This window comes from Amycolatopsis sp. MJM2582 (assembly GCF_000754115.1).
GTDB lineage: Bacteria > Actinomycetota > Actinomycetes > Mycobacteriales > Pseudonocardiaceae > Amycolatopsis > Amycolatopsis japonica.
In genome coordinates this window covers 454,545-479,520 of sequence record NZ_JPLW01000003.1, presented here as the reverse complement: position 1 = coordinate 479,520, position 24,976 = coordinate 454,545, and the positions used below count along the sequence as shown (strand labels likewise).

The window sequence follows — 24,976 nt, the reverse complement described above, 5'->3', positions numbered from 1 at the left end:
GGAGTGTATGTGATAGTCATGGCGAATGGAATCGGTGCGCGTGAAGTACGCGGAACACACCCGCCAGACCTTGTTCGACACCGGCCTGCGCCTGTTCGCCGAACACGAGTACGCGAGCCTCTCCGCGGAGGAGCTCGTCCGCGCCGCGGGCCTGACGCGCGGGGCGCTGTACCACCACTTCGACGGCAAACGCGGACTGTTCGAGGCGGTCGTGGACGAGCTGGAACACCGGGCGGCGGGCCGCATCCGGACCGCGATCGCCTCGTCCGAGGACCCGGTCGAGCGCACCGAACGCGGAGTCACGGAATTCCTGGCCGTCTGCGCCGAGCCCCGGTACCGCCACGTCGTGCTCTTGCAGGGGCCGATCGCGCTCGGCTGGCGCCGGTGGCGCGAACTCGATCAGAAGCATCTGGGCGGCTTGGTCGACGACACGGTCCAGGCGATGCTCGCCACCTCTCGGATCCGGCCGCATCCAGCCAAGCTGGTCGCGGCCGCCTTCTACGGAGCACTGACCGAGCTGGCACTGGTCGTCGCCGAGACCGACGATCCCGACCAGGCGCGAGCACAGGCCGCGGAACTGGTTCACGACCTGATCGCCGGTTTGACCACTCGCTGAAACGCCACTCACCACCACCCGGCGCCGGCGCTGACCCGTGCGGGGGGTTGGGTTGGCGACCGCCGTCGAACATGTGTTCTACTGTCCGCGCCGGTCCCGGAGGGGGAAGCTCCGCGGGCCGGCACCGGACTTCAGGGAGGCATGGATGGCGGTCAAGATCACCCATCTCACCAACGGGCAGCAGGTGCGCTTCGCGAACGCGGACGGCGCCCGCCGCTACGCCGAGATCATCGGCGGCGGGGTCGACAAATGGCGGTTCACCGTGGTCAGCGGGCATGAGCGCCCGGAATTGTCGGGGCGGGTCGTTAATGTGCCGGTATGGCGTATGACTTCCAGGTGACCGTGGACTCCGCTCGACCGCACGACCTCGCCGACTGGTGGGCCGAGATGCTCGGCTGGCAGGTCGAGGCGAGCAACGAGGAGTTCATCCGCGAGATGGTCGCCAAGGGGTATGCCCCGGAAGAGGCGACCACCACGCACAACGGTGTCCTGGTGTGGAAGGACGGCGCGGCGATCGTCCATCCCGAGACGAAGCAGCGGTTCCTCTTCCAGCTGGTGCCGGAGGGGAAGACGGTCAAGAACCGCCTGCACCTCGACATCCGGATGGGGGCGGACAAGATCGAGGCCGAGCTCGAGCGGCTGACCGCGCGCGGTGCGACGTTCCTGCACCGCGGCAAGCAGGGTCCCGCCGAGTGGATCACGATCGCGGACCCGGAAGGCAACGAACTCTGCCTCTCCTGAGGCGGGCCCACGAGGGCCCGCCACTGGGGGTGTCATGAAGGGACCTGGTCCCGTCGGCTGTGCCCTTCATGACCGAGCGCGCGGCCCTCGTGCGCGTCAAGGCCCTCGTGAGTGGCAAGGAACCGTCCTTGCCACTCACGAGGCCCGATGTTCATCGCGGGTTACTCCCCCGCCAAGCGACATAGTCGGCGACAGCGGCCGCGACGTCGAAGCCCGGTTCGAAGCCGGTGTCCTCGACCAGCCGCGAGATGTCGAGATATGGCCCCGTCAGCCCACCCGGCCGGAGATCGAGCCGGAGTCCCGGCGTGATCGCCTCCAGCGCGTCCACGAGCTCGCGATGCACGAACGGCCGTCCGCGGGACACGTTGTACGTGGTGTACCGCAAGGTTTCCGCGTCCATCAGCGAAGCGATCGCGCGCCCCGCGTCGGGCGCGTAGCAGCTGTCGCCCCCGTCGTCCGCGTTCAGTGGCGACGGCCGCTCGCCGCGCAGCACAGCGCTGATGTACGGCGGGAGCAGGTTGAACGGCGATTCCGGATCCATCAGCGGACCCCAGATACTCCCGATCCGCAGCACCACCGGCTGCACGCCGCTGCCGGCCAGAGCGTGGGTGGTGATCGGCTCCACGGCCTTCTTGAAGGCGACGATCGGATGCGGCAGCTCCACGGCGGGCAGGGCGAGTTCCTCGTGCCACGGCGAAACGGTCTGTCCGATGTAGACGCCGAGACTACTGGCGACGGCGAACCTGCGGACGCCCCACGCGCGGGCGGCGTCCAGGGCGTTGAGCAGAGCCGTGGTGTCTGCGCGGAAGTAGCCGGACGGGTCGTCGCCGGGGATGCTTCCGGCGAGATGGACGATGTCGCCGATGTCGTGGCGATCGGCCAGCGCCAGGAACGCGTCCCGGTCGGTGACGTCGAGGGATTCGACGATGACCCGGCCTTCGAGGAACGAGGGGACGCCGGTGCGGCGATGGGCGGTGACCACGACGTCGTGACCGAGGTCGGCGAGCGCGCGGGCGGTGTGGGCGCCGATCATGCCCAGCCCTCCGGTGACGAGGATCATCGGCCGACGCCGTAGTGCAGGTGGGTCACGCCGGGAGCCGGAACCGCTTGCAGCAGACGGAGTTCCACGTGTTCCGGGAGTTCGTGGAAGAACCTCCTGCCGCCCCCGAGCAGGATGGGCACCTGGTGGAGGATCACCTCGTCGACCAGCCCGGCCGCCAGCGCGGAGCTGACCAGTCCGCCGCCCATCAGGCCGACGTCCTTGCTCCCGGCGATCTCCCGCGCCGCGGCGATGGCGTCCTCGACACCGGTGGTGATCACAGTCTGTCCGTCACCCGCTTCGGGCACGGGCCGGTTGCTGAGCAGGACCATCGGCGCGGTCGGATGCGGGCTTCCGCCGCCGAACCGGCTGGAGTGCTCGTAGGTGGTGTGCCCGACGACGATCGCACCGACCCGGCTCGCGATGGAGTCGAAGAACCGCGCGCTCGGTTCGCTCAGCTTGAACCCGTCGAACACCTGGCTCGGGGTGTCGCCGTCGAAGTACCAGTCGAACAGCGTCGGCGCGTCGCCGAGACCGCTTCCGAACTCTTCGGCGCCCTCGGGGCGCTTCCCGCTGATGTAGCCGTCCACCGAGACGGCGAGGCCGGTGAAGACCTTGCTCATGTCATTCCTCCACGCTTCGTGTCACTTCTTCGAGGTGAGCGGCGATGCCGCCCGGGCCGCCGCCGACCTCGCGGACCGGCGGCCAGCCCTGTTCCCGTGCGTATTCCGCGACCCGTGCGGCCAGTTCGGCCCCCGGTCCGTCCCCCGCGATCACCACCGGACCCGGATCGGCCCCCAGGCTCCGGGGATGGGCCGCGGCCCACTCCAGCACCGCCCGCGCCGCCGGGAACGCGGGCACTCCGGCGGCGATGACCACCGCCCCGCAGGCCGCGACCCGTTCGGCCCCGGCTCCGCCAGGGGCGAACCAGAGCACCAACGGCGGGGCGGCACGCCGCGCGGAGGGCCAGTGCACCCGCGCCACACCGCTCCGCATGCGCAGTTCCGCAACGCGCTGACCTGCTCTTTCGGCCATGAACAACCCTGTCACGGGTGAGGCGGGGAAGGGAAAGACCGATCCCGCATCGCCGTCTTGCGCGGAACGCATCACCCCCGCGCGTACCGGCGGGGATACTCGACGCCATGTCCGAACGTCCCGCCGGGCCGCGGCTGCTGGGTATGCCTTCGGCCGCCGACGCGATCGAGCTCAAGCACCTCCGGGCGTTCGTCGCGGTCGCCGACGAACTCAACTTCAGCCGCGCCGCGAACCGGCTGTTCGTCTCCCAGCCCGCCCTCAGCCGCCAGATCAAAGCGCTGGAAAGCCTGATCGGTTGTCAGCTGCTGCGCCGTTCGACCCATCGCGTCGAACTCACCCTCGCCGGTGAGGCGCTGCTCGGCGCCACCCTCCCGCTGCTGTCCGACATGGACGACGCCATCGCCCTCACCCGCTCGGTCGGTGGCGAGGTGAACGCGCGGGTCACGCTGCTGTGGAATTCGGTCGTGGAGGACGGCGCGAACGGTCTCGCGGCGATGCGCGAAGCCTTCGAAGCGTTCAACGCGCAGCTGCCCATCCCGGAGGGCACCGTGGTGAGGCCGGTCCAGGCGGACGGGGTGTCCTCACTGGTGGTCGCGCCCGGGCAGGGTCCCCGGCCGACCGTGCTGCATCTGCACGGCGGCGGGTACATCGCGGGCTCGGCGTTCGGCTACCGCCCGCTGGCCGGTGCGCTGGCGGCGGCGACCGGCGCCGCCGTCCTGGTGCCGGATTACCGGCTCGCGCCGGAGCATCCCTTCCCCGCCGCGGTGGACGACGCGCTCCGCGCGTACCGCTGGCTGCTCGGCCAGGGCACCGACCCGGGACAGCTGACCATCACCGGCGATTCGGCCGGCGGCGGACTGGCCGTTTCCCTCATGCTCAGGCTGGCGAAGGAAGGACTTCCCCAGCCGGGCAGGGCGGTACTGCTGTGCCCGGCGTTGGACGTGGTGGATCCGCCCGGCGGCGACGGCCCGGTCGCCCGGTGGTTCTCGCTCTACGTCCGCGACCATCCGGCGACGGATCCTCTGCTGAACATCTTCGAGGCCGATCTGTCCGTGCTGCCGCCGTTGCTCGTCCAGTGCGGTACCGAAGACGTGACCCTGCCCGAGACGCGCCGTTTCGTCGACCACGCCCGCGGGCAGGGGCTCGACGTGCGCTTCGACCTGTACCCGGTCAGCACGCACGTGTTCCATCTGTTCTGGTCGTTCCTGCCGGAGGCGGCCGACGCCCTCGAACAGGTCGCCGGCTTCCTCCGTACGGACGAGAGCGGTTCCGCGGCCGAAGCCGGCTAGGCGAGCTTGTCCAGCGCGCGAGGCAAGGCCGTCGCGAGCAGGTCGAGCTCGGTCTCCCCGGCGATCAGCGGCGGCGACACCGCGATCCCCTTGGCCAGGTTCCGCACGAGGACGCCTTCGTCCCGCGCCAGCCGCTGCAGCCGGTTCGCCGCGCCGGGGTTCGCCGCGACGACGTCCGCTTTCAGTTCGACCGCGCCGAGGAAGCCCAGCCCGGCCCGTACCTCTTCGACCAGCGGATGCGAGGCCAGCCCGGAAAGCGCGTCCGCCAACGGCTTCTCCAGTTCCCGCCCGCGCGGGATGAGCCCGTCGCGCTCGTAGATGTCCAGTGTCGCGTTCCCCGCGGCGCAGGCCACCGGATGCCCGGCGTAGGTCGCGCCGTGCCGCAGCACCGGCGCACCCGGCGCGCCGGTGAAGAACGGCTCGGCCACCCGGGGCGCGACGACCAGCGCGCCCAGCGGGATCGTCCCGCCGGTGATGCCCTTCGCGGTCGTGATCATGTCCGGTTTCACCGCCCACCGGTCGATCCCGAACCAGGTGCCGAGCCGCCCGAACGCGGCGATCACGCAGTCCGCGACGAACAGCACGTCGTGTTTGCGGCAGATCTCGGCGACCGTCTCGATGTACCCGTCCGGCGGAAGCAGGACGCCGCCCGCGCCGATCACCGGTTCGCAGAAGAAGGCCGCGACCCGCTCCGCGCCGACCCGCAGGATCTCCGCTTCGAGCGCTTCGGCGCTGTCGTAGGGCACGTGCGAGATGTCGCCGGGCAGCGGCCCGAAGCCCGCCGCGTTGGCCGCGATGCCGCCGACGGCCGTGCCGAAACCGTGGGTGCCGTGGTAGCCCTGCACCCGGCCGATGACGTGCACCTTCTCCGGCCGCCCGGTGTGCGCGAAATACGAACGGGCGATCTTGACCGCTGTGTCGATGACGTCACCGCCGCCCGATCCGAAGAAGACCTTCGAACCCGGTTCGGGTGCGAGCGCGGAAACACGCTCGGCGAGCTTCAGCGCGGGCTCGTTGGCGTTGTAGCCGAACAGGTTGTACGAATCGAGCGTCCGCAACTGGTCCGCGACGGCCTGCGCGATCTCCTCGCGGCCGTGCCCGAAGTTCGCGTACCAGAGTGACGCGGTCGCGTCGAAATACCGCTTGCCCTCGTCGTCCCAGACGTAGGAACCCTCACCGCGGGTGATGACGAGCCGGTCGCCGTCGACCGCTCCCATGTCCGCGAAGGGGTGCCACAGCGGATTGCGCGCGGACGCCGACGAAACCATGATCTTCCTCCTCGTGCTCGTGCCCCCATCCTCACCCGGATCCGGCCGGGACGCGAACACTCCATCGTGCACAGTTCGCGCTCCGGATCTGTCCGGCTTGTCGCGGCGGCCGCCGGTGAATCTCCAACACCATCCCTTCGGCTCTTGACCGGCGTCGAGCGATCCTGTTGTTTGATGAGTGAGTTTGTTCAAAGTTGAGCATTCTGGGAGGAACTTATGCGTCGTCTCGCCGGCACGTTCGTCGCCGCCTGCACGCTCACCGCCCTCTGCGTCGTTCCGGCGGCGGCCGCCGCCGAAAGCCCACCACCGGTCGCGACCCCGCCGATGGGATGGAACAGCTGGAACAAGTTCGGCTGCGACATCACCGAAGAGCTGATCCGCGAGACCGCGGACGCGATGGTCTCTTCCGGAATGAAGGCGGCGGGCTACCAGTACGTCAACATCGACGACTGCTGGGCCGAGAAGAACCGCACCCCCGACGGGAAGTACGCACCACACCGGACGCGCTTTCCCAGCGGTATCAAGGCATTGGCCGACTACGTGCACGGGAAGGGCCTGAAACTCGGCATCTACACCAGCGCCGGCACGGAAACCTGCGCGCGGACCATGCCCGGTTCGCTCGACCACGAAGAGGTCGATGCGCAGACGTTCGCGGACTGGGGAGTCGACTACCTCAAATACGACAACTGCCACAACCAAGGCCGCCCCGCGCTGGAGCGGTACACGAAAATGGGCGAGGCACTGAAGAAGACCGGCCGCCCGATCGTCTACGCCCTGTGCGAATGGGGTGAGAACAAGCCGTGGGAGTGGGGCAAGAGCGCGGGGGCGCAGTTGTGGCGCACCACCGGCGACATCAGCGACTCCTGGTCGAGTATGACCAACCTCCTCGACCAGCAGGTCGGCCTGGAAGGCTATGCCGGGCCGGGCGGTTGGAACGATCCGGACATGCTCGAAGTGGGCAACGGCGGCATGACCGACACGGAATATCGCTCCCACCTCGCGCTCTGGTCGCTGCTCAACGCGCCGCTGTTGGCGGGCAACGACCTGCGCTCGATGTCCGAGGCGACCAAGAAGATCTTGACGAACAAGGATCTTCTCGCCGTCGATCAGGACTGGGGCGGCAAACAGGGCCGCAAGATCCGCGACGACGGTGACACCGAGGTCTGGGCCAAACCGATGTCCGACGGCTCGAACGTCGTCGTGCTGTTCAATCGCGGCGGCGCACCGGCGACCCTTTCCGCCACCGCCGCCGAGATCGGCGCCCCGGCGGCGCCGGGCTACCGGGTCCGGGATCTGTGGACCGGCGCGGAGACCGAATCCGCCGGTACCTTGCGTGCCGGGCTGCCGAGCCACGGCTCCGCGGTGTTCCGCGTCTGGCCGTCGAACCAGCCGAACGCCGCGCCGCATACGACGCTTTCCTTGACCTCGCCCGAATACGCGGCCGTCGACAAGCCGTTCACCACGACACTGCGGGTGTTCAACGACGGCCGGACACCGGTCCGGTCGGGCGTGGTGAAGCTGGCGGTCGGCGCGGGATGGAAACCGGATGGTGCCACCGAAGCACGTATTCCCGCTGTAGCGCCGGGGAAGTCATGGGAACGGACGTGGACGGTGCGGCCGTCGTCCCCCGGCGGCGACCGGGTCGAGGTCTCCGGCCGGTTCGGCTACCGGACGTCCTGGGGCACGCGGTCGTTGTCCGCGGACGGAAGCGCCCCCGTCGTGAAACCGCCCGCCGCCGGGACGAACGCACTGTCGAAGGCGGTGTTCATGGCGGCGGACAACGGCTACGGCCCGGTGGAACGCGGGACCAGCAACGGTGAATCGAAAGCGGGCGACGGCCATCGCATGAGCATCGGCGGGGTGACCTACGACGACGGGCTGGGTGTCCACGCGCCGTCAAAGGTCCGGGTCTACCTCGGCGGCGGATGCGCGTCGTTCACGTCGTTTGTCGGGGTCGACGACGAGAAGGCCGGCGGCAGCGTGGCTTTCGAGGTCGTCGGCGATGGCAAGCGGCTGGCGAACACCGGTGTGCTCAAGCGCGGTCAGGCGGCGGAGAAGCTTTCCGTGCCGCTGAGCGGGGTTCAGGTGCTCGATCTGGTCGTGACGGACGGCGGCGACGGGGTCGACTCCGACCACGCGGACTGGGCCGGTGCCACTTTGCGCTGCTAAGGCTCGCCCTTGCAGTACGTGAAGGCCTCCTTCCCTACCTTCAGGGTAGGCAAGGAGGCCTTCACGGACCTTCGGCCAACCGCCACCGCGTTCAGTAGGTACTTATGGCAGCCCTTGGCCCCCTACGCGTGCTAGGAAAGGACCGTTCCTTGCAAATTTTGCAAGGAACGGTCCTTTCCTAGCGTTCCTGCCGCTCACGCATCCCGGCGCTCATAAGCGGCCAGAAGCTGCTTCTCCGCCTCCCGCAAGTACTTCTCCAGCGCGGTCTCGGCAGGCCCGAAACGTCCCCGCTCCAGGTCCCGCAGGATCCGCTCGTGCCGCTCCAGGAACGGCTCGAAGAACGCGCGCGTGTTCTCGGCCAGCACGAAGAAGAGCCGCGTCTCCGCCAGCACCTGGCGCATCGTCGTGCTGACCCGCTCGCTGCCCGCCAGATCGCCCACCGCCTGGTGGAACGCGATGCTCGCGGTCCCGACGGCCTGCCAGTCGCCTTCGCCGGCCGCGGCACGGCCGTCCCGCACGGCGGCCGCGACGGCCGAAAGATCCACAGTGGACAGTTCCGATGCGCGCCGCAGCGCACCGCATTCGGTGACCCGCCGCATCACGTACAGATCCGAGATGTCCTGCGCGGTCAGCTCGCGGACGAACACGCCGCGGTTGAGTTCGTGCACCGCGAGCCGTTCGTGCGCCAGCAACTGGAAGGATTCGCGCAGGGTGTTGCGCGAGACGCCCAGCGCGGCACTGATCGACGGTTCGGAAAGCCTCGACCCCGGTGGGAAGACGCCTTCGGTGATGCGCTGACGCAGGATCTCGGCGACCCGTTCCGCGGTCCCGCTTCGTTCGAGCAAGGGTCTGTCGCGGGCCAGCGTCTTCTCGGCGGCAGAGGTGGACACGGCGTTACCTGACGCCGAGTTCGAAGTCGAGACTGTACCGGTTGCCCGGCATGGCACCGGCGGCCTTCGCGCCGTCGATCGGGAGCGCGACGCCGTTGACGAACCGGGATTCGTCGCTCGCCAGGAAGACCACGGCCTTCGCGACCTCCCACGCCTCGCCGACCCGCCCGGCGGGTGTGCTCGCGACCAGCTGGTGTTGCTTGGCCTCGAAGTCCTCCGGCGACGCGAGCGTGCCGCGCAGCATGTCCGTGTCGATCGCGCCCGGGTTGATCGTGTTCGCCCGGATCCCCTGGTGCGCGTGCGCGACCGCGATCGATTTCATCATGCCGACCAGCGCGTGTTTGGTGGCGTTGTACACCGGGTCGCCGGGGCGGCCCATCACGCCGCCGTTGGACGACGTCGTGACGATGCTGCCCGCCTTGTTCGCGATCATATGCGGCAGTACCGCCCGCGTGCCGAGGAAGGCGGCCCGCACGTTCAGCGCGAAGATGTTGTCGAATTCCGCCAACGTGGTGTCGGCCAAGGGTTTCCCGAGGTGGATGCCGACGTTGTTGAACAGCACGTCGACCCGGCCGGTTTCGGCGACCACGCCGCGCACGAACTCGTCGACCTGTCCTTCGTCGGTCGCGTCCACAAGGGAGTGTCGCGCCCCTTCGACGGATTCCGCGGGCTCGCGGATGTCACTGGAGAACACGGTCGCGCCCTCGGCGACGAACTCCTTCACGGTGGCGAGCCCGATACCCCTCGCTCCCCCGAAGACGACCGCGACCTTGCCTGCCAGCCGACCCATGCTCATTTCCTCCCTCGTAGCGAAACCGCTGTGTAGTCCTCCGGAAGACGCACCAGCGCCTCAGGATCTCCGTGATAGGTGACCTCGACGCCGTACAGTTCGCGCGCCGCTTCCACCGAAACGTAGCCGTCGACGACGTCGGCGAGCACGGCGTCGACGGCCCGCTCCCCGGGGTCGCCGTAACCGCCACCGCCCGGCAGGTCCACGCTCACCACGTCGTCCGGCCGCAGGTTCACCCGGCTCTTCGACGGCAGGGCGCCGCGGGCCAGCTCGAACCGGCCGGCCGCCCCGTCGTGCCCGGAGTCCACACCGGACGCCGGACGACGTACCCGGTCGACGTTCCCGTTGACACTCCACGAGATCTCGCCACGGGCGGTCATGGTCGTGCATTGACCGAGGCCGCCGCGCCACTTTCCGGCGCCGCCCGAGTCCGTGCGCAGCACCCGCTCGCGCTGGATCAGCGGAGCCATCGTCTCGATGACCTCCGTCGGCGTCGAGCGCAGGCCGCTCGGGAATCCTGTGGTGTTCAGTCCATCCTTTGTGGACCGTGCGCCGATACCGCCGGTCTGGAAGACGTTGAGCATGAACTCGCGGCCCTCGGTGTCGGTCCCGCGCCAGATCGTCATCCACAACGCGTCCGCGCTGTGCGCCAAGGCGTTACCGGGCAAGGCGGTCATCAGCAGCGACGGCAGGAAATGCCCGATCAGATGCCGCGACGCGACCGGCGCGGGCGGCGTGCAGTTGAGCACCGATCCCTCCGGCGCGGTGACGTGCACCGGCCGGAACGAGCCCGCGTTGTGCGGCACTTCCGGCGAAATGGCCGCCTTGACCGCGAACGACGCATACGCCCTGGTGTAGTTCAGGACGACGTTGATCCCGCGGCGGCTCTGCGGTGACGATCCCGCGAAGTCGAGGTGGATGTCTTCGCCGTCGATGGTCACCGCGACCTTCAGGACGACCTCTTCGTCGTCGAAGCCGTCTGTCGCCAATTCACTCGTGTACGTGCCGTCCGGAAGTTTCGCCAGCGCGTCGCGCAGCGCCCGTTCGGAGCGGTTCATGATTTCCGCGGCGACTTCGTCCAGCGAATCGAGACCGAATTCCTCCAGCAGCCGCACCAGGCTGGCGGCGCCGACCTCGTTCCCGGTGACCTGGGCGTACAGATCGCCGATGGTCTCCTCCGGGGTGCGGACGTTCGCGCGGATCAGCAGTTCGAGATCCGCGTTGACCTCGCCCGCGCGGAGGAACTTCATGATCGGCAGGCGCAGCCCCTCTTCGAAGACCTCGTGCGCCTCGGCGGAGACCAGCCGTCCGCCGATGTCCGGGGCGTGGCAACAGGAAGCGAACCAGGCGACCAGCCTGCCCCGCAGGAACACCGGCGTCGCGACGGTGATGTCGTTGATCTGCCCGGCGGTCTGCCACGGATCGTTGGTGAGCAGGACGTCGCCCGGCGCCAAGGTCTCCGGCGGGTACGCGGCGACGAAATGGTGCATCCCGGTCGCCATCGCGTTGATGTGGCCGGGGGTCCCGCCGACGGACTGGCCGATCATCTCGCCGCGCGAGTCGAACACCGCACAGGCGAGGTCGAGCGACTCCCGCACCACGGACGAGAACGCCGTGTTGACGAGCGCGTTCTGCTGTTCGGCCAGGATGGAGTGCAGCCGGTTTCCCAGCAATCCCACCAGAATCGGGTCGACGCTCATACTGTCACCACCAGACTGGCGTCTTCGCCGACGACACAGCGAGCCCCGGGCGGAACGACCACAGTGGACTCCCGTTCCTCCACGATGGCCGGCCCGTCGACACGATCGCCCGGTTTGAGCCGGTACCGGTCGAACACCGCCGTGTCGACAAATCCACCTTCGGCGGGAAAGTAGGCCGGGCGGCTCCCCTTGCGCGCGTCGCCCTCGGCCTCGGCACCAGCGAGCTTCAGCGTGACCTCGGGCGCCGGCCCGCTGGAGACGACCCGCCAGTTGAGCACCTCGATGGCGACATCCGGCCCGGTCCGCCGGTACAACGTCCGATAGGTCTCGGTGAACGCGCCGATAAGCGACTCAGGCCAGTTCCCTTGCTCGACCGGCACGCGGATCTCGTAGCCCTGGCCGGAGTACCGCATCTCGGCGATCCGGCGATGCGTCACCTCGGAATCGTCCACACCGGACTTCTCCAGTAGTTCCGCACCCTCGGCCTCCATCTCGGCGAACAGCGCGTCGACCTGCTCCCAGGAAAGATCGAGTACCGCCGAGCGCGCCGAACGGACGAAATCGAACGCCAGCGGCGCGGTGAGGAATCCCGCCGCGCTCAGCACTCCGGCGGCGGGCGGCGCGACCACCTCGGGTGCGCCGAGCGCCCGCGCCACGCCGACGCCGTGCACCGGTCCGGCGCCGCCGAAGGTGAACATCGGCAGCTTCGCCGGATCCTTGCCGCGTTCGACGGCGTGGACGCGCGCGGCGTTGGCCATGTCCTCGTTGACGCTGGTGTGGATGCCCCAAGCGGCCTCTTCGACGCTGACGCCGAGCGGTCCCGCGATCTTCGAGCAGATCGCCTCGCGTGCCCCCTCGGCGTCCAAAGTCATTCCGCCACCGAGGAAGTACCCCGGATCCAGGTAGCCGAGCACGAGGTCGGCGTCGGTCACGGTCGGCTCGGTGCCGCCTCGTCCATAACAGACAGGCCCGGGCTCGGACCCCGCCGAATCCGGGCCGACGGTGAGCAGGCCGAGCGCGTCGATACGCGCGATCGAGCCGCCGCCGACGCCGATCTCGATCATGTCGGTGACCGGCACCTTGACCGGCAGCCCGGATCCCGGCAGCAGCCGGTACTTCCGGTCCACTTCGAACTCATGCGTCACCAGCGGGGCGCCGCCGGAGATCATGCACAGTTTCGCCGTCGTGCCACCCATGTCGAAGGCCAGCAGATCCTCGACACCGGCCGCGGCGCCGATCGCGGACGCGGCCAGCGCGCCACCGGCCGGGCCGGATTCGAGGATGCGGATCGGATAGCGGGCGGCGGTGTCGACGGTCGCGATCCCGCCATTGGACAGCATGATGTGCGGCGATGGCCGCACCCCGGCCTCGTGCAAACGCCGTTCCAGGTCACGCAGATAGCGTTCGGTGAGGTCCTGGACGTAAACGTTCGCGACCGTGGTGGACGCGCGCTCGAACTCGCGGATCTCGGGGACGACCTCGCTCGACAGCGCGACGCGTAACCGGGGCGCCACCTCCTTGAGCACTTCGGCGGCGCGGCGTTCGTGCGCGGGATTCGTGAAGGCGTGCAGGAAACAGATCGCCACGGCGTCGATCCCACGAGCGTCGAGCTCTCGGCCGAGCCGCGCGACGTACTCCTCATCAAGTCCTGTGTGGACGGTGTCGTCGGCGAGGATCCGTTCGGGGACGTCGAATCGCAGATGACGCGGGACCAAGGGGGTGGGAAGTTCGATGAGCAGGTCGTACAACTCGTAGCGGTGCTCGCGGCGCATCTCCAGCACGTCACGGAAACCGGCGGTCGCGAGCAGCGCGGTGCGGGCTCCCTTGCGCTCGATCAGCGCGTTCGTGACCAGCGTGGTGCCGTGCACGAACTGCTCGACGTCGGCCGCGTCCAACCCGGCGTCCGCGAGTGTCCTTTTGAGACCTTCCTCGACCGCGCGGGCGGGCTCGTCGTGGGTGGTCAGCACCTTGCCGACGGCGACGACCCCGGTTTCGTCGAGTACGCAGAGATCGGTGAACGTACCCCCGATGTCCACGCCGACCCGAAGCCCGGTCACGGGGATTCCTTGCGGTACCAGCGAGGCGAGGTGTTGAGCGGCGGCGCCATCTTCGCGCGCACGACCAGCACGTTCGGTTCGTCGGACTCGACGAACTCGCCGAGCAGCCGCCGGAACGCCCGCCCGAACCCGGAGACACGATCCGCGTGCACACCGAAAGACCTCGCCAGGCCGACGAAATCGGGGCTGTCCCAGTCGACGCCGCGCCGCGGCAGCCCGGCGCGATCCTGGTCGTACCGAAGCATCCCGTACCCGCCGTCGTCGACGACGATCGTCGTGACCGGCAACTGTTCCTGTGCCAGCGTGTGGAGATCACCGCAGCCGAAGAGGAACCCGCCGTCACCGGTGACACAGATCGCGCGCCCGCCGCTCGCGGCAGCGGCACCGAGCGCGGCGGGGAAACCGTAGCCGAGCGTGCCCCAGCCCATCGGATACGCGAGCTTGCGCGGCGCGCGGACCCGATGGAACCCGCCGATCCAGTACCCCGCCACGCACATGTCCGCGACCACGACCGCGTCGGCCGGCAGCACTTCATCCAAAGTGGACAGAAGGTCGGCGGCCTGCGGCTCTTCTTCCTTGATCCGCTGCCGGACCCGGGCGGAGACCTTGGCGAGCCTGCCGACGAGCGCCGCGATCCCGGACCGTTCCTCGACCTTCAGCGCCTCGACGAGCACCCGGGCGTCGCCGACCAGCGTGATGTCCGGCTGGTAGTTCTTGGCCGCGTCGTCGGGGTCGACGTTGATCGCGATGAGCTTCTTCGGCTTCGGCATCAGCCAGTTCTGCGTCATCAGCCCGTCGAAGTCGGTGCCGATGGCGAGGACGACGTCGGCCTCGTCCCACAGCGCGCCGACCTCGGGCGCGTGCACCGGATTCGGGGCGAGACAAGGATGATCGACCGACAGGAGCCCGCGGGCGCCGAACGTGGTGAGCACCGGCGCGGCCAGCCGTTCGGCGAGTTTCCCGATCGCCTCACCCGCCTCGGCACGCAACGCGCCGCCGCCCGCCCAGATCAGCGGCCGGTCGGCGGCGGCGAGCAGGGCCTCGGCCTCGCTGAGATCCGGGATCTCTGACGGCCGGGCGTGCGAACGCGGCGGACGGCGCGCGGGCGTCCGCTCGGACAGGAAGTCGGTGGGGATGCCGAGGTAGACCGGCCCGCTCTGCGGCTGGAGCGCGAGCCGGGCCGCGCGGTGGAGGGTGGCGGCGACCTGGTCGGCACTCGTGACGGTGAACCCGGCCTTGGTGACCGGCGCGAACATCGCCTGCTGATCCGACGTCTCGTGCAGGACGCCGCGGACCACGCCGGGCCGCCGCAGTGTGGACGGGATGTCGGTCGCGATGATCAGCACCGGCGCCGCCGACGCCATGGCCTCACCGACCGCGGCGAGCGTGTTCGCCGCGCCCGGTCCGGTGGTCACCAGCGCGACCCCGAGCTTCCCCGTGGCGCGGGCGTACCCGTCGGCCGCGTACCCGGCCGTCTGCTCGTGCCGGACCCCGACGAGCCGGATGTCCGTATCGGCCAGCGCCTCCCATAACGGCAGGTTGTGCACCCCGGGGAGACCGAAGACGACTTCGGTCCCCAGAGCGGTCAGCGCGTCGGCGAGATGCTGGGCTCCGGTGGGTGCAGGCACCCCGCCGATAGTGCCAGATCGTTCAACGATCCAGCAACCAGCCGCCGCGCGTGAAGGCCCCCTTCCCTCGGCTGAGCCGCGGGAAGGGGGCCTTCACGCGCATCCAGCCTCAGTACAGACCGGCCGAGTACGCGGCAGGGGCGTAGTACGCCTCGAGGTCGGCCATGCTCTCCTCAGGCCGCTCGAAGGTCTTCGCGATCGCCGCCCGCGACGGCATCGCGTCGGGGGTCCAGGTCTCCGGCGACCACAGCTTCGACCGCATGAACGCCTTCTGGCAGTGGTGGAAGATCTCGTCGATGTCGACGACCAGCGCGAGCTTCGGCCTGCTGCCCTTCACGATCATGTCGTCGAAGAACGGCGCCTCCCGCACGAGCCGCGCGCGGCCGTTGATCCGCAGCGTGTCGCCGCGGCCCGGGATGAGATAGATCAGCCCGACGTGCGGATTCGACAGCACGTTGTGGAAGCCGTCGGCGCGCCGGTTGCCCGGCCGCTCCGGGATGGCGATCCGCGTGTCGCTCAGCACCAGTGTGAACCCGGCCGGGTCGCCCTTCGGCGAGACGTCGCAGGTGCCGTCGGCCGCCGAGGTCGCGATCAGCACGAACGGCGACTCCGCGAGCCACTGCCGGTCCATCTCGTGCAGCTTCGGGCGCGCCTTGTTCGCGGTCCGCTCCAGCGGCGGCGGCAGGATCTCGCGCAGCTCGGCCTCGGTGGTGACTTCGACGAACTCAGACAATGTTGTGCTCCCTCGTCACGGCCCGGTCGCCGGCGAACCGGCGGACGTCGAGCCCGGTGATGTCGATGGCCGGGACCCGCCCCAGGTAGAGGTCCCGCACGAGCTCCCCCACGGCCGGGCCCATCTGGAACCCGTGTCCCGAAAACCCCGTCGCGTAGAAGAACCGTGACAGGTGGACGCTTTCCCCCACGATCTGGTTGCGGTCGGGGGTCACCTCGTACAGCCCGGCCCAGCCGCCGCGGATCCCGGCGCCGAGCACGGCGGGCACCCGGCGCGCGGCGATTTCGGCGAGTTTCGGCAGCCACTCGCCCGGCTGATACCGGGTGTCGAAGCCGGGGTCGCCGTCACCGTCGCAGAAGGACATCGCCAGGCCGGGGCCCTCGCGGTGGAAGTAGAACGCCGAAGGCATCTCGATGGTCAGCGGCACTCGCCCGGGCAGATCCGCGACCGGGCCGGTGAACACGACCTGCCGCCGGTACGGCCGCACCGGGAGTTCGACCCCGGCCAGCTCGCCGATCCGTCCCGACCACGCGCCCGCGGCGCAGACCACCGCGTCCGTCCGCACGAAACCGGCCGAGGTCCGGACACCGGTGATCTCGTCGCCGTCGCGTTCGACGCCGACGACCTCGACGCCGGTCTTCAGCACCGCGCCGTGCCCGCGGGCCGCCCGCGCGTAGCCCTGGACCGCGGAGTCCGGAGTCGCCTTGGCGTCGTCCGGCGACCACAGCGCCGCGACCACGCCCTCGGTGTCGATCAGCGGGGAGAACCGCCGCGCTTCGGCGGGCTCGACGAGGCGGCTGCGGACGCCGTAGGAGTTCTGCAGTTCGGCACAGCGCTCGAATTCGGGCAGGTCGGCGGGGTCGGTGACCAGGTACAGGTAACCGTCGCGGCGGAAGTCGATCTCGGTCCCGTACGTCTCGGCGAAGGACGCGTACTCCGCCAGCCCGCGCAGCTCGATCTCGATGTTGACCCGGGTGGTGAACGACGACCGGATCCCGCCCGCCGCCTTCGCCGTCGAGCCCGCACCGAGGGTGTCGCGTTCGAGCAGCAGCACCGAGACCCCGGCGGCGGCGAGCCGGTACGCGCAGGCGACCCCGATGATGCCGCCGCCGATCACGACGACGTCGGTGCGTTCAGGCAGTGACTCCATCCGTGTCCCCGATCCGTTCGTCCTCGGGCGGCGGTCCCGGCGGCGTGCCGTCGCCGAACGGGCGCCCGCCCAGCTGCTCCCGGTGATGCGGCGTCGTCCAGCCGGACAGGTCCGGTCCCAAGGGGACGATCCGTGTCGGGTTCACCTGCTCGTGCACCGCGTAGTAGTGCCGCTTGATGTGGTCGAAGTCGACGGTGTCACCGAAGCCGGGCGTTTGGAAGAGGTCGCGGGCGTAGGCCCACAGCACCGGCAACTCGGCCAGCTTGTTCCGGTTGCATTTGAAGTGCCCGTGGTAGACGGCGTCGAAGCGGACGAGCGTGGTGAACAACCGGATGTCCGCTTCGGTGATCGTGTCACCGACGAGGTATCGCTGCTTTTCGAGCCGTTCGGAAAGCACGTCCAGCATGGTGAAGAGACGGGTGTAGGCGTCCTCGTACGCGGCCTGCTTGGTCGCGAAACCGGCTTGGTACACGGCGGCGTTGACGTCGGCGTAGACCCCCGCGTTGACGGCGTCGATCTCGTCGCGCAGTCGCTCTGGGTAGAGTTCGGGCGCGCCGGGCCGGTGGAGGCTGGTCCATTCGGTGGACAGATCGAGGGTGATCCGGGGATAGTCGTTACTCACCAGCCGTTTGCTCGGAATGTCCACAATGGCCGGAACGCTGATCCCGCCCATGTAGTGCGGATCGGCCGCGTGATAGGCCTCGGCGAGGTACTTGATCCCGAGTACCGGATCCCGGTCGCCGGGATCGAGGGTGAACCGCCAGCTCTTCTCGTCCTGGATCGGGTCGGCCACGGCCACGCTCAGCGCGGATTCGAGACCGAGCAGCCGCCGGACGACCAGCCCGCGGCTCGCCCAGGGACAGGCGCGGCTGACCACCAGCCGGTATCTCCCCGCCTCCACCGGCCAGCCGTCGCGGCCGTCGGCGGTGATACGCGCGTCGAAATGGTTGGCGGACCGACGGAACTCACCCGTCTGCGGATCGGTCGGGATCGTCATGTGAGCCACCCTAAAGCGTGAGATGGTGGTTTCGGTGTGCGTAGACTCTGGCACCCGGCGTGTTCGCACGCCGCCGCGCGGAAGGTGGTCCCGACGATGCCGTTCATGCCCGTGACCGATTCGATGTTCCTTCTCGTGGAGACGCGCGAACATCCGATGCACGTCGGCGGTCTGCAGTTGTTCAAGAAACCCGAGGGCGCCGGTCCCGACTATCTTCGCGACATCCGCAAGAGCATGCTCGAGTCCGACAACATGCGCTCGGTGTTCCGGCGCCGTCCCGCCCGGCCGGTCAACACCGCCGGCCACCTCGCCTGGTCGACCGACACCGACCTCGAACTCGACTACCACTTCCGGCATTCCGCGCTGCCCCAGCCCGGCCGCATCCGCGAACTGCTGGAGCTGACCGGACGCTGGCACAGCACCCTGCTCGACCGGCACCGCCCGCTGTGGGAGATCCACCTGGTCGAAGGCCTGCAGGACGGTCGGTTCGCTATCTACAGCAAGATCCACCACGCGCTGATGGACGGCGTCTCGGCGCTGCGGCATCTGCAGGGCACGCTGTCGGACGACCCGGCCGACCTCGACTGCCCGCCGCCGTGGGGGCGCCGCGCCAAACCGGACGGCGGCCGCAACGGCAAGGCGTCGCCCTCGATGCTCAGCACCTTCGGCAAGACCGTCAACCAGCTCGCCGGGATCGCGCCCGCCGCGATGAAGGTGGCGCGGGAGGCGTTCCAGGAGCACACGCTCACGCTGCCGGCGCAGGCGCCGAAGACGATGCTGAACGTGCCGATCGGCGGGGCCCGGCGGTTCGCCGCGCAGTCGTGGTCGCTGGACCGGGTGCGCAAGGTGGCGACCGCCGCCGGGGTGTCGCGCAACGACGTCGTCCTCGCGATGTGCTCGGGCGCGCTGCGGGACTACCTGATCGAACAGAACGCGCTCCCCGACGCGCCGCTCACCGCGATGGTCCCGGTTTCCTTGCGGCGCAAGGACAGCGGGGACGCGGCGGGGAACAACATCGGCGCGCTGCTGTGCAACCTCGCCACCCATCTGACCGATCCGGCCGCACGGCTCGCGACGATCAACGCGTCCATGCGGAACGGCAAGAAGCTCTTCTCGGAGCTGACGCCGCTGCAGACGCTGCTGCTGTCCGGGATCAACGTCGCCCAGCTCGGCGTCTCGCCGATCCCCGGTTTCGTGAACAACACGAAACCGCCGTTCAACCTGGTGATCTCCAACGTGCCGGGGCCGCGCAAGCAGATGTACTGGAACGGCGCGTCGCTCGACGGCATCTACCCGGCGTCGGTGCTGCTCGACGGGCAGGCGCTGAACATCACGCTGACCAGCAACGGCGACAACCTGGACTTCGGCGTCACCGGTTGCCGCCGCAGCGTCCCGCATCTGCAGCGCATCCTGACCCACCTGGACACCGCGCTCGCCGAACTGGAACACGCGGTCTCCCTGCCCCGCGTTTAGTCCTCTGGATGCGGTGGTCCACCGCATCCAGAGGACTAAACGCGCCGGGGGCTAGCTGCCGTCGGAGACGTACAGGCCGCCCGGGGTGATCGTGTACAGCTGGCCGTCCGGGCCGGCGGTCGCGTCACGCGTGCGGCCGAGGTTGGTCCAGAGCTTGCCGCCGTTGCCGTTCAGGTCGAGCTTGTACGTGCCGCCCTTGAGCGACGCCATGTACAGCGAACCCTTGTAGGCCGCGAGCCCGCTCGGCGTCGCGGACGACGTCGGCCAGGACTTGACCGGGTTGGTCATTCCCGCCGTGTTGCAAGGGCCTTCGCAGGTCGGCCAGCCGTAGTTCTTGCCGGGCTCGATCTTGTTCAGCTCGTCGAGCTTGTTCGCGCCGATGTCGGAGATGTACAGCTGCCCGTTCGCCCAGGTCAGCCCCTGGACGTTGCGGTGGCCGTAGGAGTAGACGCGGCTGTTGAACGGGTTGCCGGGCGCGGCGGCGCCGTCGGTGGTGACGCGCAGCACCTTGCCGCCGAGGGAGTTCTTGTTCTGCGCGTTGGCGCCGTTCTGGCCGTCGCCGGTCCCGGCGTAGAGGTAGCCGTCCGGCCCGAACCGGATCCGCCCGCCGTGGTGGTACTGCGAGCCACGGGGGATGCCGGTGACGATCGGCGTCGGCGGCTGACCCAGCTTCAGCTTGGCGATGCGGTTGTCGGAACTGGTCGTGTAGTAGATGAAGACCGTCTCGTCGGTGGCGTACTTCGGCGAGACGGCGATACCGAGCAGTCCCGCCTCCGCGGTGACGCTCACGCCGGGGATGGTCTGGACCGTGGTGACCTTGCCCGCCTTGTCGATCTTGCTGATCGTCTTGGCGTCCTTCTGCGTGAAAAGGCCGGTGCCGTCGGGCAGGAAGTCGATCGACCAGGCCTGGTTCAGGCCGCTCGCGAGCTGTCTGATCGCCTGGACGGACGGCGCTTCGGCGGCCGCGGCCGGGATGGCCGCGATCGACACGGCCGTCGCCGCGGCGAACGTGGCGGCGAGAGTACGACGTAAGGACATGGGACGCCTCCTTCAACTACCCCTGGAGCCCCGTGAGTTGGATAGAAACACACAACATAACGAAACGGACACCACTGGACGGGCTATCGGGCGCACGGGCTGTTAACCGTTGTGTGCGCCGAGCGTGACGAATCGGGCGGTGCGATCCGCCATAGGTAGGAAACTTTACAAAATAGCTCCGGAAATCGGCGGCGCGCTTCTAGGGTGGCGAGGCTCGGCCCGGTTCGATCCCATGTGGACGTTAGGAGCGGAAATGATCGAAACCATCGAGGTATGGACCACGCCCGACTTCGTCGAGTACGAAACCCCCATGGAGGTCACCGCTTACGCGGCCCGCATGGAGGACTGAATCCGCATCCGGTGGTGGGGGACGTCCCCCACCACCGCGCCGCCGTCCCGATCAGCGAGCCGTTGGAGGCAGCCGGTGTCCGTCATGTCGTCGTCGGAGTTCATCGCGGCTCTGCGCGGGCTTTCGCATCGCTACTGGGGAACGCACCCGTTCCACGTGCGGATGCACGAAGGCGACCTGTCCGAGTACGAGCTGAAGATCTGGGCCGCGAACCGCTGGTACTACCAGTGCGTGCTCCCGCAGAAGGACGCGGCCATCATCAGCAACTGCCCGCTGCCGGAGATCCGGCGTGAATGGCTCGACCGCATCGTCTACCACGACGGGACGCGGGCCGGGGACGGCGGAATCGAGCGATGGCTCCGTTTGTGCACCGCGGTCGGGCTCGACCGCGAAGAGGTTCTCGATCAGCGGCACGTCGCGCCCGGCGTACGATTCGCCGTCGACGCCTACGTGACCTTCGCCCGCACGAAACCTTGGCTCGAAGCGGTCGCTTCGGGGCTGACCGAAATGTTCGCCGGCCATCTCATGCAGCGGCGGGTCGCCGACATGCTGGCGAACTATTCGTGGATCGCCCCGGAAGACCTCGCCTACTTCACCAATCGCATCGACAAGGTCTCCGGCGAGGGCAAGGGAACGCTCGACATCGTGGTGCGGCACGCCGTCACCCGTGAGCAGCAGGAGAAGGCGATCGCCGCGCTGTCGTTCAAAACCGACGTGCTGTGGTCGATGCTCGACGCCATCGAGCGCGCGGCGGCCAAGGAGTAGCCATGACCACCCTCGAAAGGGCCTCGGTACCGCGGCTGCGGCGCGGAGTCCGGCTGAGCTACGACCAGACCAGGGAAACACACGTCCTCCTGTTCCCCGAAGGCGTGCTCGTCCCGAACGCCACGGCGGCGGCCGTACTTTCCCTTTGTGACGGCGTCGAAGACGTCGCGGGGATCGCCGCGGCCTTACGCAAGCGCTACGCCGGTGTTCGCGAGGAAGAAATCCTGGACGTCCTGTCCCGGCTGGGAGATCGGCGGATCGTCGAATGGACCTGAACACCGCGGCACCGCTGGGCATGCTGGCCGAGCTGACCCATCGCTGCCCGCTGCATTGCCCGTATTGCTCGAATCCGGTGGAGCTGATCGCGCGTGACGGCGAACTGTCCACAGAGGAATGGATTTCCGTGCTCTCGCAGGCGCGGGAACTCGGCGTGCTCCAGGTGCACATGTCCGGCGGCGAGCCGCTCGCCAGGCCGGATCTGCCCATCCTGGTCGAGCACGCCACGAAACTGGGCTGCTACGTCAACCTGGTGACGTCCGGGCTCGGCCTGACGGAGTCCAGATTGGACGATCTCGTCGAACGCGGCATCGCGCATGTCCAGCTCTCCGTCCAGGGCGCGACCGCCGACCGCGCGGACCGGCTCGCCGGCGCGCGGGCCCATGATCGGAAACTGGTCGCCGCCGAACTGATCAAGAAGGCCGGGCTGCCGCTTTCGGTCAACGTCGTGCTGCACCGGCAGAACCACGACCAGCTCGCCGGGATCATCGACCTCGCCGAGGAAATGGGCGCGGACCGGCTCGAACTGGCCAATACGCAGTACTACGGCTGGGCCCTGCGCAACCGCGACGCCCTGATGCCGACCCGGCGGCAACTCGACGAGGCCGAACCGATCGTGCGCGCGGCCACCGAACGGCTGCGCGGCCGGATGGAGATCATCTACGTCGTCGCCGACTACTACGAGCAGTATCCGAAGCCGTGCATGTACGGCTGGGGCGCGCGGCAATTGACGGTGGCGCCCGACGGGAACGTGCTGCCGTGTCCCGCGTCGACGGCGATCGAGACCCTGGAATTCGACAACGTGCGGGACAAGCCGCTGGCCTGGATCTGGTACGAATCCGCTTCCTTCAACGCTTATCGCGGCGAGGACTGGATGCCGGACACCTGCGGCACGTGCGAGCGGCGCGCGATCGACTTCGGCGGCTGCCGGTGTCAGGCGTTCCAGCTCACCGGCGACGCCGCCGCGACGGACCCGGTGTGCTCACGTTCACCGCACCGCGGCGTCGTCGACCTCATTCTGTCCACGCAAGCGAAAACGGACGAACTCGTGATGCGGGCGCCGCGATGAGGGTGATCCTGCTCGGCACCGCGGCAGGCGGCGGTTTCCCGCAGTGGAACTGCGCCTGCACACTGTGCGTCTCGGACGCGCCGCCGCGGACCCAGGACTGTGTCGCGGTGAGCGCGGACGGCGAGGGCTGGTACCTGCTCAACGTGTCACCGGACATCCGTGCGCAGATCCTCGCCACGCCGCCGTTGCGCGCCGGGCCCGGTCCACGGGAGATCCCGCTGCGCGGGGTGCTGCTGACCGACGCCGAACTCGACCATTCACTCGGCCTGCTCCTCTTGCGGGAAGCGGGCGGACTTCCCGTGTGGGCGCCGGACGCCGTTCTGGGTGCCTTGTCCGAACAGTTTCCCGCGCGGGCGATCATCGACGGTTACGGTGGCTGGCAGTGGCTGCCGTCGTCGGATGTCTCCATCGACGGTCTCCGCGTGAGCATGCTTCCCGTGAGCGAGAAGCGGCCGAAGTACGCCCGTTCGTCCACTGAGGACGAGCCGTGGGTGGTGGCGTACCGGATCGAAGACGTCCAGACCGGCGGCGTCTTCGTCTACGCGCCTTGCCTGAAGAGCTGGCCGGACGGGTTCGACGACTTCACCCGCGACGCCGGCCTGGTGTTGCTGGACGGAACCTTCTACGCGCCGGACGAGATGTCGGGCGCCACCGCGGCCGAGGTCGGCGACGGCGCTCAGCTGGCGATGGGGCATCTGCCGATCACCGGCAGTCTCGCGAAGTTGCGGCCCGGCCCGCGGTGGGCGTACACGCATCTGAACAACACGAACCCGGTGATCGACCCGGCCTCGCCGGAGCACGCCGCCGTACTGGCCGGCGGCGCCTCCCTTCCGTTGGACGGTATGGAATTCAAGCTCTAAGCGACGCCTTCGGGGCTAGCACCCGAAACGGGAACAGCGTCGGCTGTGAGACGATCGATCTCCGCGAGCTCGTCCGCGGACAGGTCGATGTCGGCGGCGGCGAGGCTGGCCTCGATGTTGGCGGCCTTGCGCGCGCCCACGATCGCGACGTGCACGCCCGGCTGGGCGAGCGTCCACGCGATCGCGAGCTGGCTGACCGAGATCCCCTTGCCCTCGGCGAATTCCTTGAGCCTGTCGACCACGGCGAGGTTGCGCAGGAAGGTATCCCCGGTGAACGCCGACGACCGGGACCGCCAGTCGGTCTTCTCGAACGTCGTCTCGGGCGTGAAGGCTCCGGTCAGCAGGCCGCTGCCGAGCGGGCTGTACACGAGGACGCCGATGTCGTTCTCCCGCGCGTACGGCAGAGGATCGGTCTCGATGTCGCGGCGGAACAGGTGATACGGCGGCTGCAGGGTTTCCACCGGACGGGTCTTGTCGAAGGCGGCGAGCCCGGCGGTGTCGTAGTTCGAGACGCCGACATGCCGGATCTTCCCGGCGTCGACGAACTCCTGCAGGATTCCCGCGGTCTCCTCGGCCGGGGCGTCGGAGTCTGGCCAGTGGATCTGATAGAGATCGATGTGGTCGACGTCGAGGAAGCGAAGACTGTCCTCGATGCCTTGCGTCAGCCACTCGCGCCGGGAGTCGCGTGGCCGTTCGGAGCGCGGCTTGATGCCGCCCTTCGTGGCGATGACGAGGCTGTCGCGGTCGCGCTTGAGTTCCTCGCGCAGCGCCTTGCCCAGCATGGCTTCGGACTTCCCGAAACCGTAGGCCTGCGCGGTGTCGAAGAGGTTGACCCCGAGTTCGCGGGCGTGGTGGATCGCGGCGATCGCCGTGTCCTCGTCGAACGAACCCCAGTCCCCACCGAGCTGCCAGGTGCCGAAGGCGATCCTCGACACCTCGAGACCGCTCCTGCCCAATGTCGTCGTACGCATGACTCCAGCAGAGCACAGACATCGGATCACCGCACCGGTTCTCCCGGCCAACGAAACCCCCAAATAACTGTTT

General features: G+C 68.9%; 25 protein-coding genes. 11 read left to right on the top strand and 14 right to left on the bottom strand.

The window, feature by feature from the left end; translation table 11 throughout:
- Positions 1-25 precede the first annotated feature (25 nt).
- The 3 genes from ED92_RS20970 to ED92_RS20960 all read left to right on the top strand — a co-directional run bounded on the left by ED92_RS20970 (position 26) and on the right by ED92_RS20960 (position 1,357).
- Entirely contained in the window at positions 26-616 is a 591-nt protein-coding gene (locus tag ED92_RS20970; RefSeq protein ID WP_037341250.1) for a TetR/AcrR family transcriptional regulator, read from the top strand.
- A 145-nt stretch (positions 617-761) separates the two neighbouring features.
- Complete coding sequence (locus ED92_RS20965) at positions 762-956, top strand: hypothetical protein (RefSeq protein ID WP_007028443.1); 195 nt, start codon at positions 762-764, stop codon at positions 954-956.
- Positions 935-1,357, top strand: a complete 423-nt coding sequence (locus tag ED92_RS20960; RefSeq protein ID WP_037341249.1) for a VOC family protein — start codon at positions 935-937, stop codon at positions 1,355-1,357. The genes ED92_RS20965 and ED92_RS20960 overlap by 22 nt, the downstream gene beginning before the upstream one ends.
- A gap of 151 nt (positions 1,358-1,508) precedes the next feature.
- On the opposite strand, the gene ED92_RS20955 is transcribed toward ED92_RS20960, so the two are convergent.
- From ED92_RS20955 to ED92_RS20945, 3 genes are read right to left on the bottom strand one after another with little or no spacing between them, the layout of a single operon-like run.
- On the bottom strand, positions 1,509-2,417 hold the full coding sequence (locus tag ED92_RS20955; RefSeq protein WP_037341248.1) for an NAD(P)-dependent oxidoreductase: 909 nt from the start codon (positions 2,415-2,417) through the stop codon (positions 1,509-1,511).
- Positions 2,414-3,019, bottom strand: coding sequence for a dihydrofolate reductase family protein (locus ED92_RS20950; RefSeq protein ID WP_037341247.1), 606 nt, complete (start codon positions 3,017-3,019; stop codon positions 2,414-2,416). The genes ED92_RS20955 and ED92_RS20950 overlap by 4 nt, the downstream gene beginning before the upstream one ends.
- A 1-nt stretch (position 3,020) precedes the next feature.
- Complete coding sequence (locus ED92_RS20945; RefSeq protein ID WP_052120772.1) at positions 3,021-3,431, bottom strand: alpha/beta hydrolase fold domain-containing protein; 411 nt, start codon at positions 3,429-3,431, stop codon at positions 3,021-3,023.
- Between the two features lie 107 nt (positions 3,432-3,538).
- Between ED92_RS20945 and ED92_RS20940 the strand changes: the two genes are divergently transcribed.
- Positions 3,539-4,720, top strand: coding sequence for an alpha/beta hydrolase fold domain-containing protein (locus ED92_RS20940; protein ID WP_037341243.1), 1,182 nt, complete (start codon positions 3,539-3,541; stop codon positions 4,718-4,720).
- Here ED92_RS20940 and ED92_RS20935 read toward each other — a convergent pair.
- A complete protein-coding gene (locus ED92_RS20935) occupies positions 4,717-5,988 on the bottom strand; it encodes an aspartate aminotransferase family protein (protein ID WP_037341242.1) in 1,272 nt (423 codons plus the stop codon). The two genes, ED92_RS20940 and ED92_RS20935, sit on opposite strands and share 4 nt — an antisense overlap.
- 216 nt (positions 5,989-6,204) lie before the next feature.
- Between ED92_RS20935 and ED92_RS20930 the strand changes: the two genes are divergently transcribed.
- Positions 6,205-8,157, top strand: coding sequence for an NPCBM/NEW2 domain-containing protein (locus tag ED92_RS20930; protein WP_037341240.1), 1,953 nt, complete (start codon positions 6,205-6,207; stop codon positions 8,155-8,157).
- A gap of 194 nt (positions 8,158-8,351) precedes the next feature.
- Here ED92_RS20930 and ED92_RS20925 read toward each other — a convergent pair whose 3' ends face one another.
- The 8 genes from ED92_RS20925 to ED92_RS20890 form a co-directional block, all read right to left on the bottom strand.
- The gene (locus tag ED92_RS20925) at positions 8,352-9,047 is read right to left on the bottom strand and encodes a GntR family transcriptional regulator (RefSeq protein WP_037341238.1); all 696 of its coding nucleotides are present in this window, start codon (positions 9,045-9,047) and stop codon (positions 8,352-8,354) included.
- A 4-nt stretch (positions 9,048-9,051) separates the two neighbouring features.
- On the bottom strand, positions 9,052-9,837 hold the full coding sequence (locus ED92_RS20920; protein WP_037341236.1) for an SDR family NAD(P)-dependent oxidoreductase: 786 nt from the start codon (positions 9,835-9,837) through the stop codon (positions 9,052-9,054).
- A gap of 2 nt (positions 9,838-9,839) precedes the next feature.
- Positions 9,840-11,537: a hydantoinase B/oxoprolinase family protein gene (locus ED92_RS20915; protein ID WP_037341233.1), complete on the bottom strand. Its 1,698-nt coding sequence runs from the start codon at positions 11,535-11,537 to the stop codon at positions 9,840-9,842.
- Positions 11,534-13,594: a hydantoinase/oxoprolinase family protein gene (locus ED92_RS20910; protein WP_037341231.1), complete on the bottom strand. Its 2,061-nt coding sequence runs from the start codon at positions 13,592-13,594 to the stop codon at positions 11,534-11,536. The genes ED92_RS20915 and ED92_RS20910 overlap by 4 nt, the downstream gene beginning before the upstream one ends.
- Positions 13,591-15,222: a thiamine pyrophosphate-binding protein gene (locus ED92_RS20905; RefSeq protein ID WP_037341229.1), complete on the bottom strand. Its 1,632-nt coding sequence runs from the start codon at positions 15,220-15,222 to the stop codon at positions 13,591-13,593. Before ED92_RS20905 ends, ED92_RS20910 begins: the two co-directional genes overlap by 4 nt.
- A 109-nt stretch (positions 15,223-15,331) precedes the next feature.
- Entirely contained in the window at positions 15,332-15,955 is a 624-nt protein-coding gene (locus ED92_RS20900) for an MSMEG_1061 family FMN-dependent PPOX-type flavoprotein (RefSeq protein WP_037341226.1), read from the bottom strand.
- Positions 15,948-17,105: an FAD-binding oxidoreductase gene (locus tag ED92_RS20895; protein ID WP_037341225.1), complete on the bottom strand. Its 1,158-nt coding sequence runs from the start codon at positions 17,103-17,105 to the stop codon at positions 15,948-15,950. The genes ED92_RS20900 and ED92_RS20895 overlap by 8 nt, the downstream gene beginning before the upstream one ends.
- Entirely contained in the window at positions 17,089-18,102 is a 1,014-nt protein-coding gene (locus tag ED92_RS20890; RefSeq protein ID WP_037341224.1) for a glutathione S-transferase family protein, read from the bottom strand. The genes ED92_RS20895 and ED92_RS20890 overlap by 17 nt, the downstream gene beginning before the upstream one ends.
- Positions 18,103-18,198: 96 nt before the next feature.
- Here ED92_RS20890 and ED92_RS20885 point away from each other — a divergent pair, with 96 nt between their 5' ends.
- Positions 18,199-19,575 carry a wax ester/triacylglycerol synthase family O-acyltransferase gene (locus tag ED92_RS20885; protein ID WP_037342488.1) on the top strand — a complete coding sequence of 459 codons (1,377 nt, stop codon included), beginning with the start codon at positions 18,199-18,201 and terminating at the stop codon, positions 19,573-19,575.
- A gap of 51 nt (positions 19,576-19,626) precedes the next feature.
- Here the strand turns inward: ED92_RS20885 and ED92_RS20880 are convergent, their stop codons facing one another.
- Entirely contained in the window at positions 19,627-20,613 is a 987-nt protein-coding gene (locus ED92_RS20880) for a sorbosone dehydrogenase family protein (RefSeq protein WP_037341223.1), read from the bottom strand.
- A gap of 253 nt (positions 20,614-20,866) precedes the next feature.
- On the opposite strand from ED92_RS20880, the gene pqqA reads away from it, so the two are divergent.
- The 5 genes from pqqA to pqqB all read left to right on the top strand — a co-directional run bounded on the left by pqqA (position 20,867) and on the right by pqqB (position 23,932).
- Positions 20,867-20,962: a pyrroloquinoline quinone precursor peptide PqqA gene (gene pqqA / locus ED92_RS20875; RefSeq protein ID WP_007033797.1), complete on the top strand. Its 96-nt coding sequence runs from the start codon at positions 20,867-20,869 to the stop codon at positions 20,960-20,962.
- A gap of 84 nt (positions 20,963-21,046) precedes the next feature.
- Positions 21,047-21,727 carry a pyrroloquinoline-quinone synthase PqqC gene (pqqC, locus tag ED92_RS20870; RefSeq protein WP_037342487.1) on the top strand — a complete coding sequence of 227 codons (681 nt, stop codon included), beginning with the start codon at positions 21,047-21,049 and terminating at the stop codon, positions 21,725-21,727.
- A 2-nt stretch (positions 21,728-21,729) separates the two neighbouring features.
- Positions 21,730-22,002, top strand: a complete 273-nt coding sequence (gene pqqD, locus ED92_RS20865; RefSeq protein ID WP_037341222.1) for a pyrroloquinoline quinone biosynthesis peptide chaperone PqqD — start codon at positions 21,730-21,732, stop codon at positions 22,000-22,002.
- Positions 21,993-23,072: a pyrroloquinoline quinone biosynthesis protein PqqE gene (gene pqqE / locus ED92_RS20860; RefSeq protein ID WP_200882734.1), complete on the top strand. Its 1,080-nt coding sequence runs from the start codon at positions 21,993-21,995 to the stop codon at positions 23,070-23,072. The genes pqqD and pqqE overlap by 10 nt, the downstream gene beginning before the upstream one ends.
- Positions 23,069-23,932 (top strand): pyrroloquinoline quinone biosynthesis protein PqqB, encoded by an 864-nt coding sequence (gene pqqB, locus ED92_RS20855; protein ID WP_037341221.1) that lies wholly within the window; start codon positions 23,069-23,071, stop codon positions 23,930-23,932. Before pqqE ends, pqqB begins: the two co-directional genes overlap by 4 nt.
- Here the strand turns inward: pqqB and ED92_RS20850 are convergent.
- Positions 23,929-24,903, bottom strand: coding sequence for an aldo/keto reductase (locus ED92_RS20850; protein WP_052120770.1), 975 nt, complete (start codon positions 24,901-24,903; stop codon positions 23,929-23,931). The genes pqqB and ED92_RS20850 overlap by 4 nt on opposite strands.
- Positions 24,904-24,976 lie beyond the last annotated feature (73 nt).

Excerpts from the sequence above, each read along its gene's own strand:
- ED92_RS20930 (WP_037341240.1), top strand. The coding sequence starts at position 6,205 with ATGCGTCGTCTCGCCGGCACGTTCGTCGCCGCCTGCACGCTCACCGCC.
- ED92_RS20965 (WP_007028443.1), top strand. The coding sequence starts at position 762 with ATGGCGGTCAAGATCACCCATCTCACCAACGGGCAGCAGGTGCGCTTC.
- pqqA (WP_007033797.1), top strand. The coding sequence starts at position 20,867 with ATGATCGAAACCATCGAGGTATGGACCACGCCCGACTTCGTCGAGTAC.
- ED92_RS20970 (WP_037341250.1), top strand. The coding sequence starts at position 26 with ATGGAATCGGTGCGCGTGAAGTACGCGGAACACACCCGCCAGACCTTG.
- ED92_RS20915 (WP_037341233.1), bottom strand. The coding sequence starts at position 11,537 with ATGAGCGTCGACCCGATTCTGGTGGGATTGCTGGGAAACCGGCTGCAC.
- ED92_RS20950 (WP_037341247.1), bottom strand. The coding sequence starts at position 3,019 with ATGAGCAAGGTCTTCACCGGCCTCGCCGTCTCGGTGGACGGCTACATC.
- ED92_RS20955 (WP_037341248.1), bottom strand. The coding sequence starts at position 2,417 with ATGATCCTCGTCACCGGAGGGCTGGGCATGATCGGCGCCCACACCGCC.
- ED92_RS20885 (WP_037342488.1), top strand. The coding sequence starts at position 18,199 with ATGCCGTTCATGCCCGTGACCGATTCGATGTTCCTTCTCGTGGAGACG.
- ED92_RS20960 (WP_037341249.1), top strand. The coding sequence starts at position 935 with ATGGCGTATGACTTCCAGGTGACCGTGGACTCCGCTCGACCGCACGAC.
- ED92_RS20920 (WP_037341236.1), bottom strand. The coding sequence starts at position 9,837 with ATGGGTCGGCTGGCAGGCAAGGTCGCGGTCGTCTTCGGGGGAGCGAGG.
- pqqD (WP_037341222.1), top strand. The coding sequence starts at position 21,730 with ATGACCACCCTCGAAAGGGCCTCGGTACCGCGGCTGCGGCGCGGAGTC.
- ED92_RS20935 (WP_037341242.1), bottom strand. The coding sequence starts at position 5,988 with ATGGTTTCGTCGGCGTCCGCGCGCAATCCGCTGTGGCACCCCTTCGCG.
- pqqB (WP_037341221.1), top strand. The coding sequence starts at position 23,069 with ATGAGGGTGATCCTGCTCGGCACCGCGGCAGGCGGCGGTTTCCCGCAG.
- ED92_RS20945 (WP_052120772.1), bottom strand. The coding sequence starts at position 3,431 with ATGGCCGAAAGAGCAGGTCAGCGCGTTGCGGAACTGCGCATGCGGAGC.
- pqqC (WP_037342487.1), top strand. The coding sequence starts at position 21,047 with ATGTCGTCGTCGGAGTTCATCGCGGCTCTGCGCGGGCTTTCGCATCGC.
- pqqE (WP_200882734.1), top strand. The coding sequence starts at position 21,993 with ATGGACCTGAACACCGCGGCACCGCTGGGCATGCTGGCCGAGCTGACC.
- ED92_RS20890 (WP_037341224.1), bottom strand. The coding sequence starts at position 18,102 with ATGACGATCCCGACCGATCCGCAGACGGGTGAGTTCCGTCGGTCCGCC.
- ED92_RS20850 (WP_052120770.1), bottom strand. The coding sequence starts at position 24,903 with ATGCGTACGACGACATTGGGCAGGAGCGGTCTCGAGGTGTCGAGGATC.
- ED92_RS20895 (WP_037341225.1), bottom strand. The coding sequence starts at position 17,105 with ATGGAGTCACTGCCTGAACGCACCGACGTCGTCGTGATCGGCGGCGGC.
- ED92_RS20880 (WP_037341223.1), bottom strand. The coding sequence starts at position 20,613 with ATGTCCTTACGTCGTACTCTCGCCGCCACGTTCGCCGCGGCGACGGCC.
- ED92_RS20940 (WP_037341243.1), top strand. The coding sequence starts at position 3,539 with ATGTCCGAACGTCCCGCCGGGCCGCGGCTGCTGGGTATGCCTTCGGCC.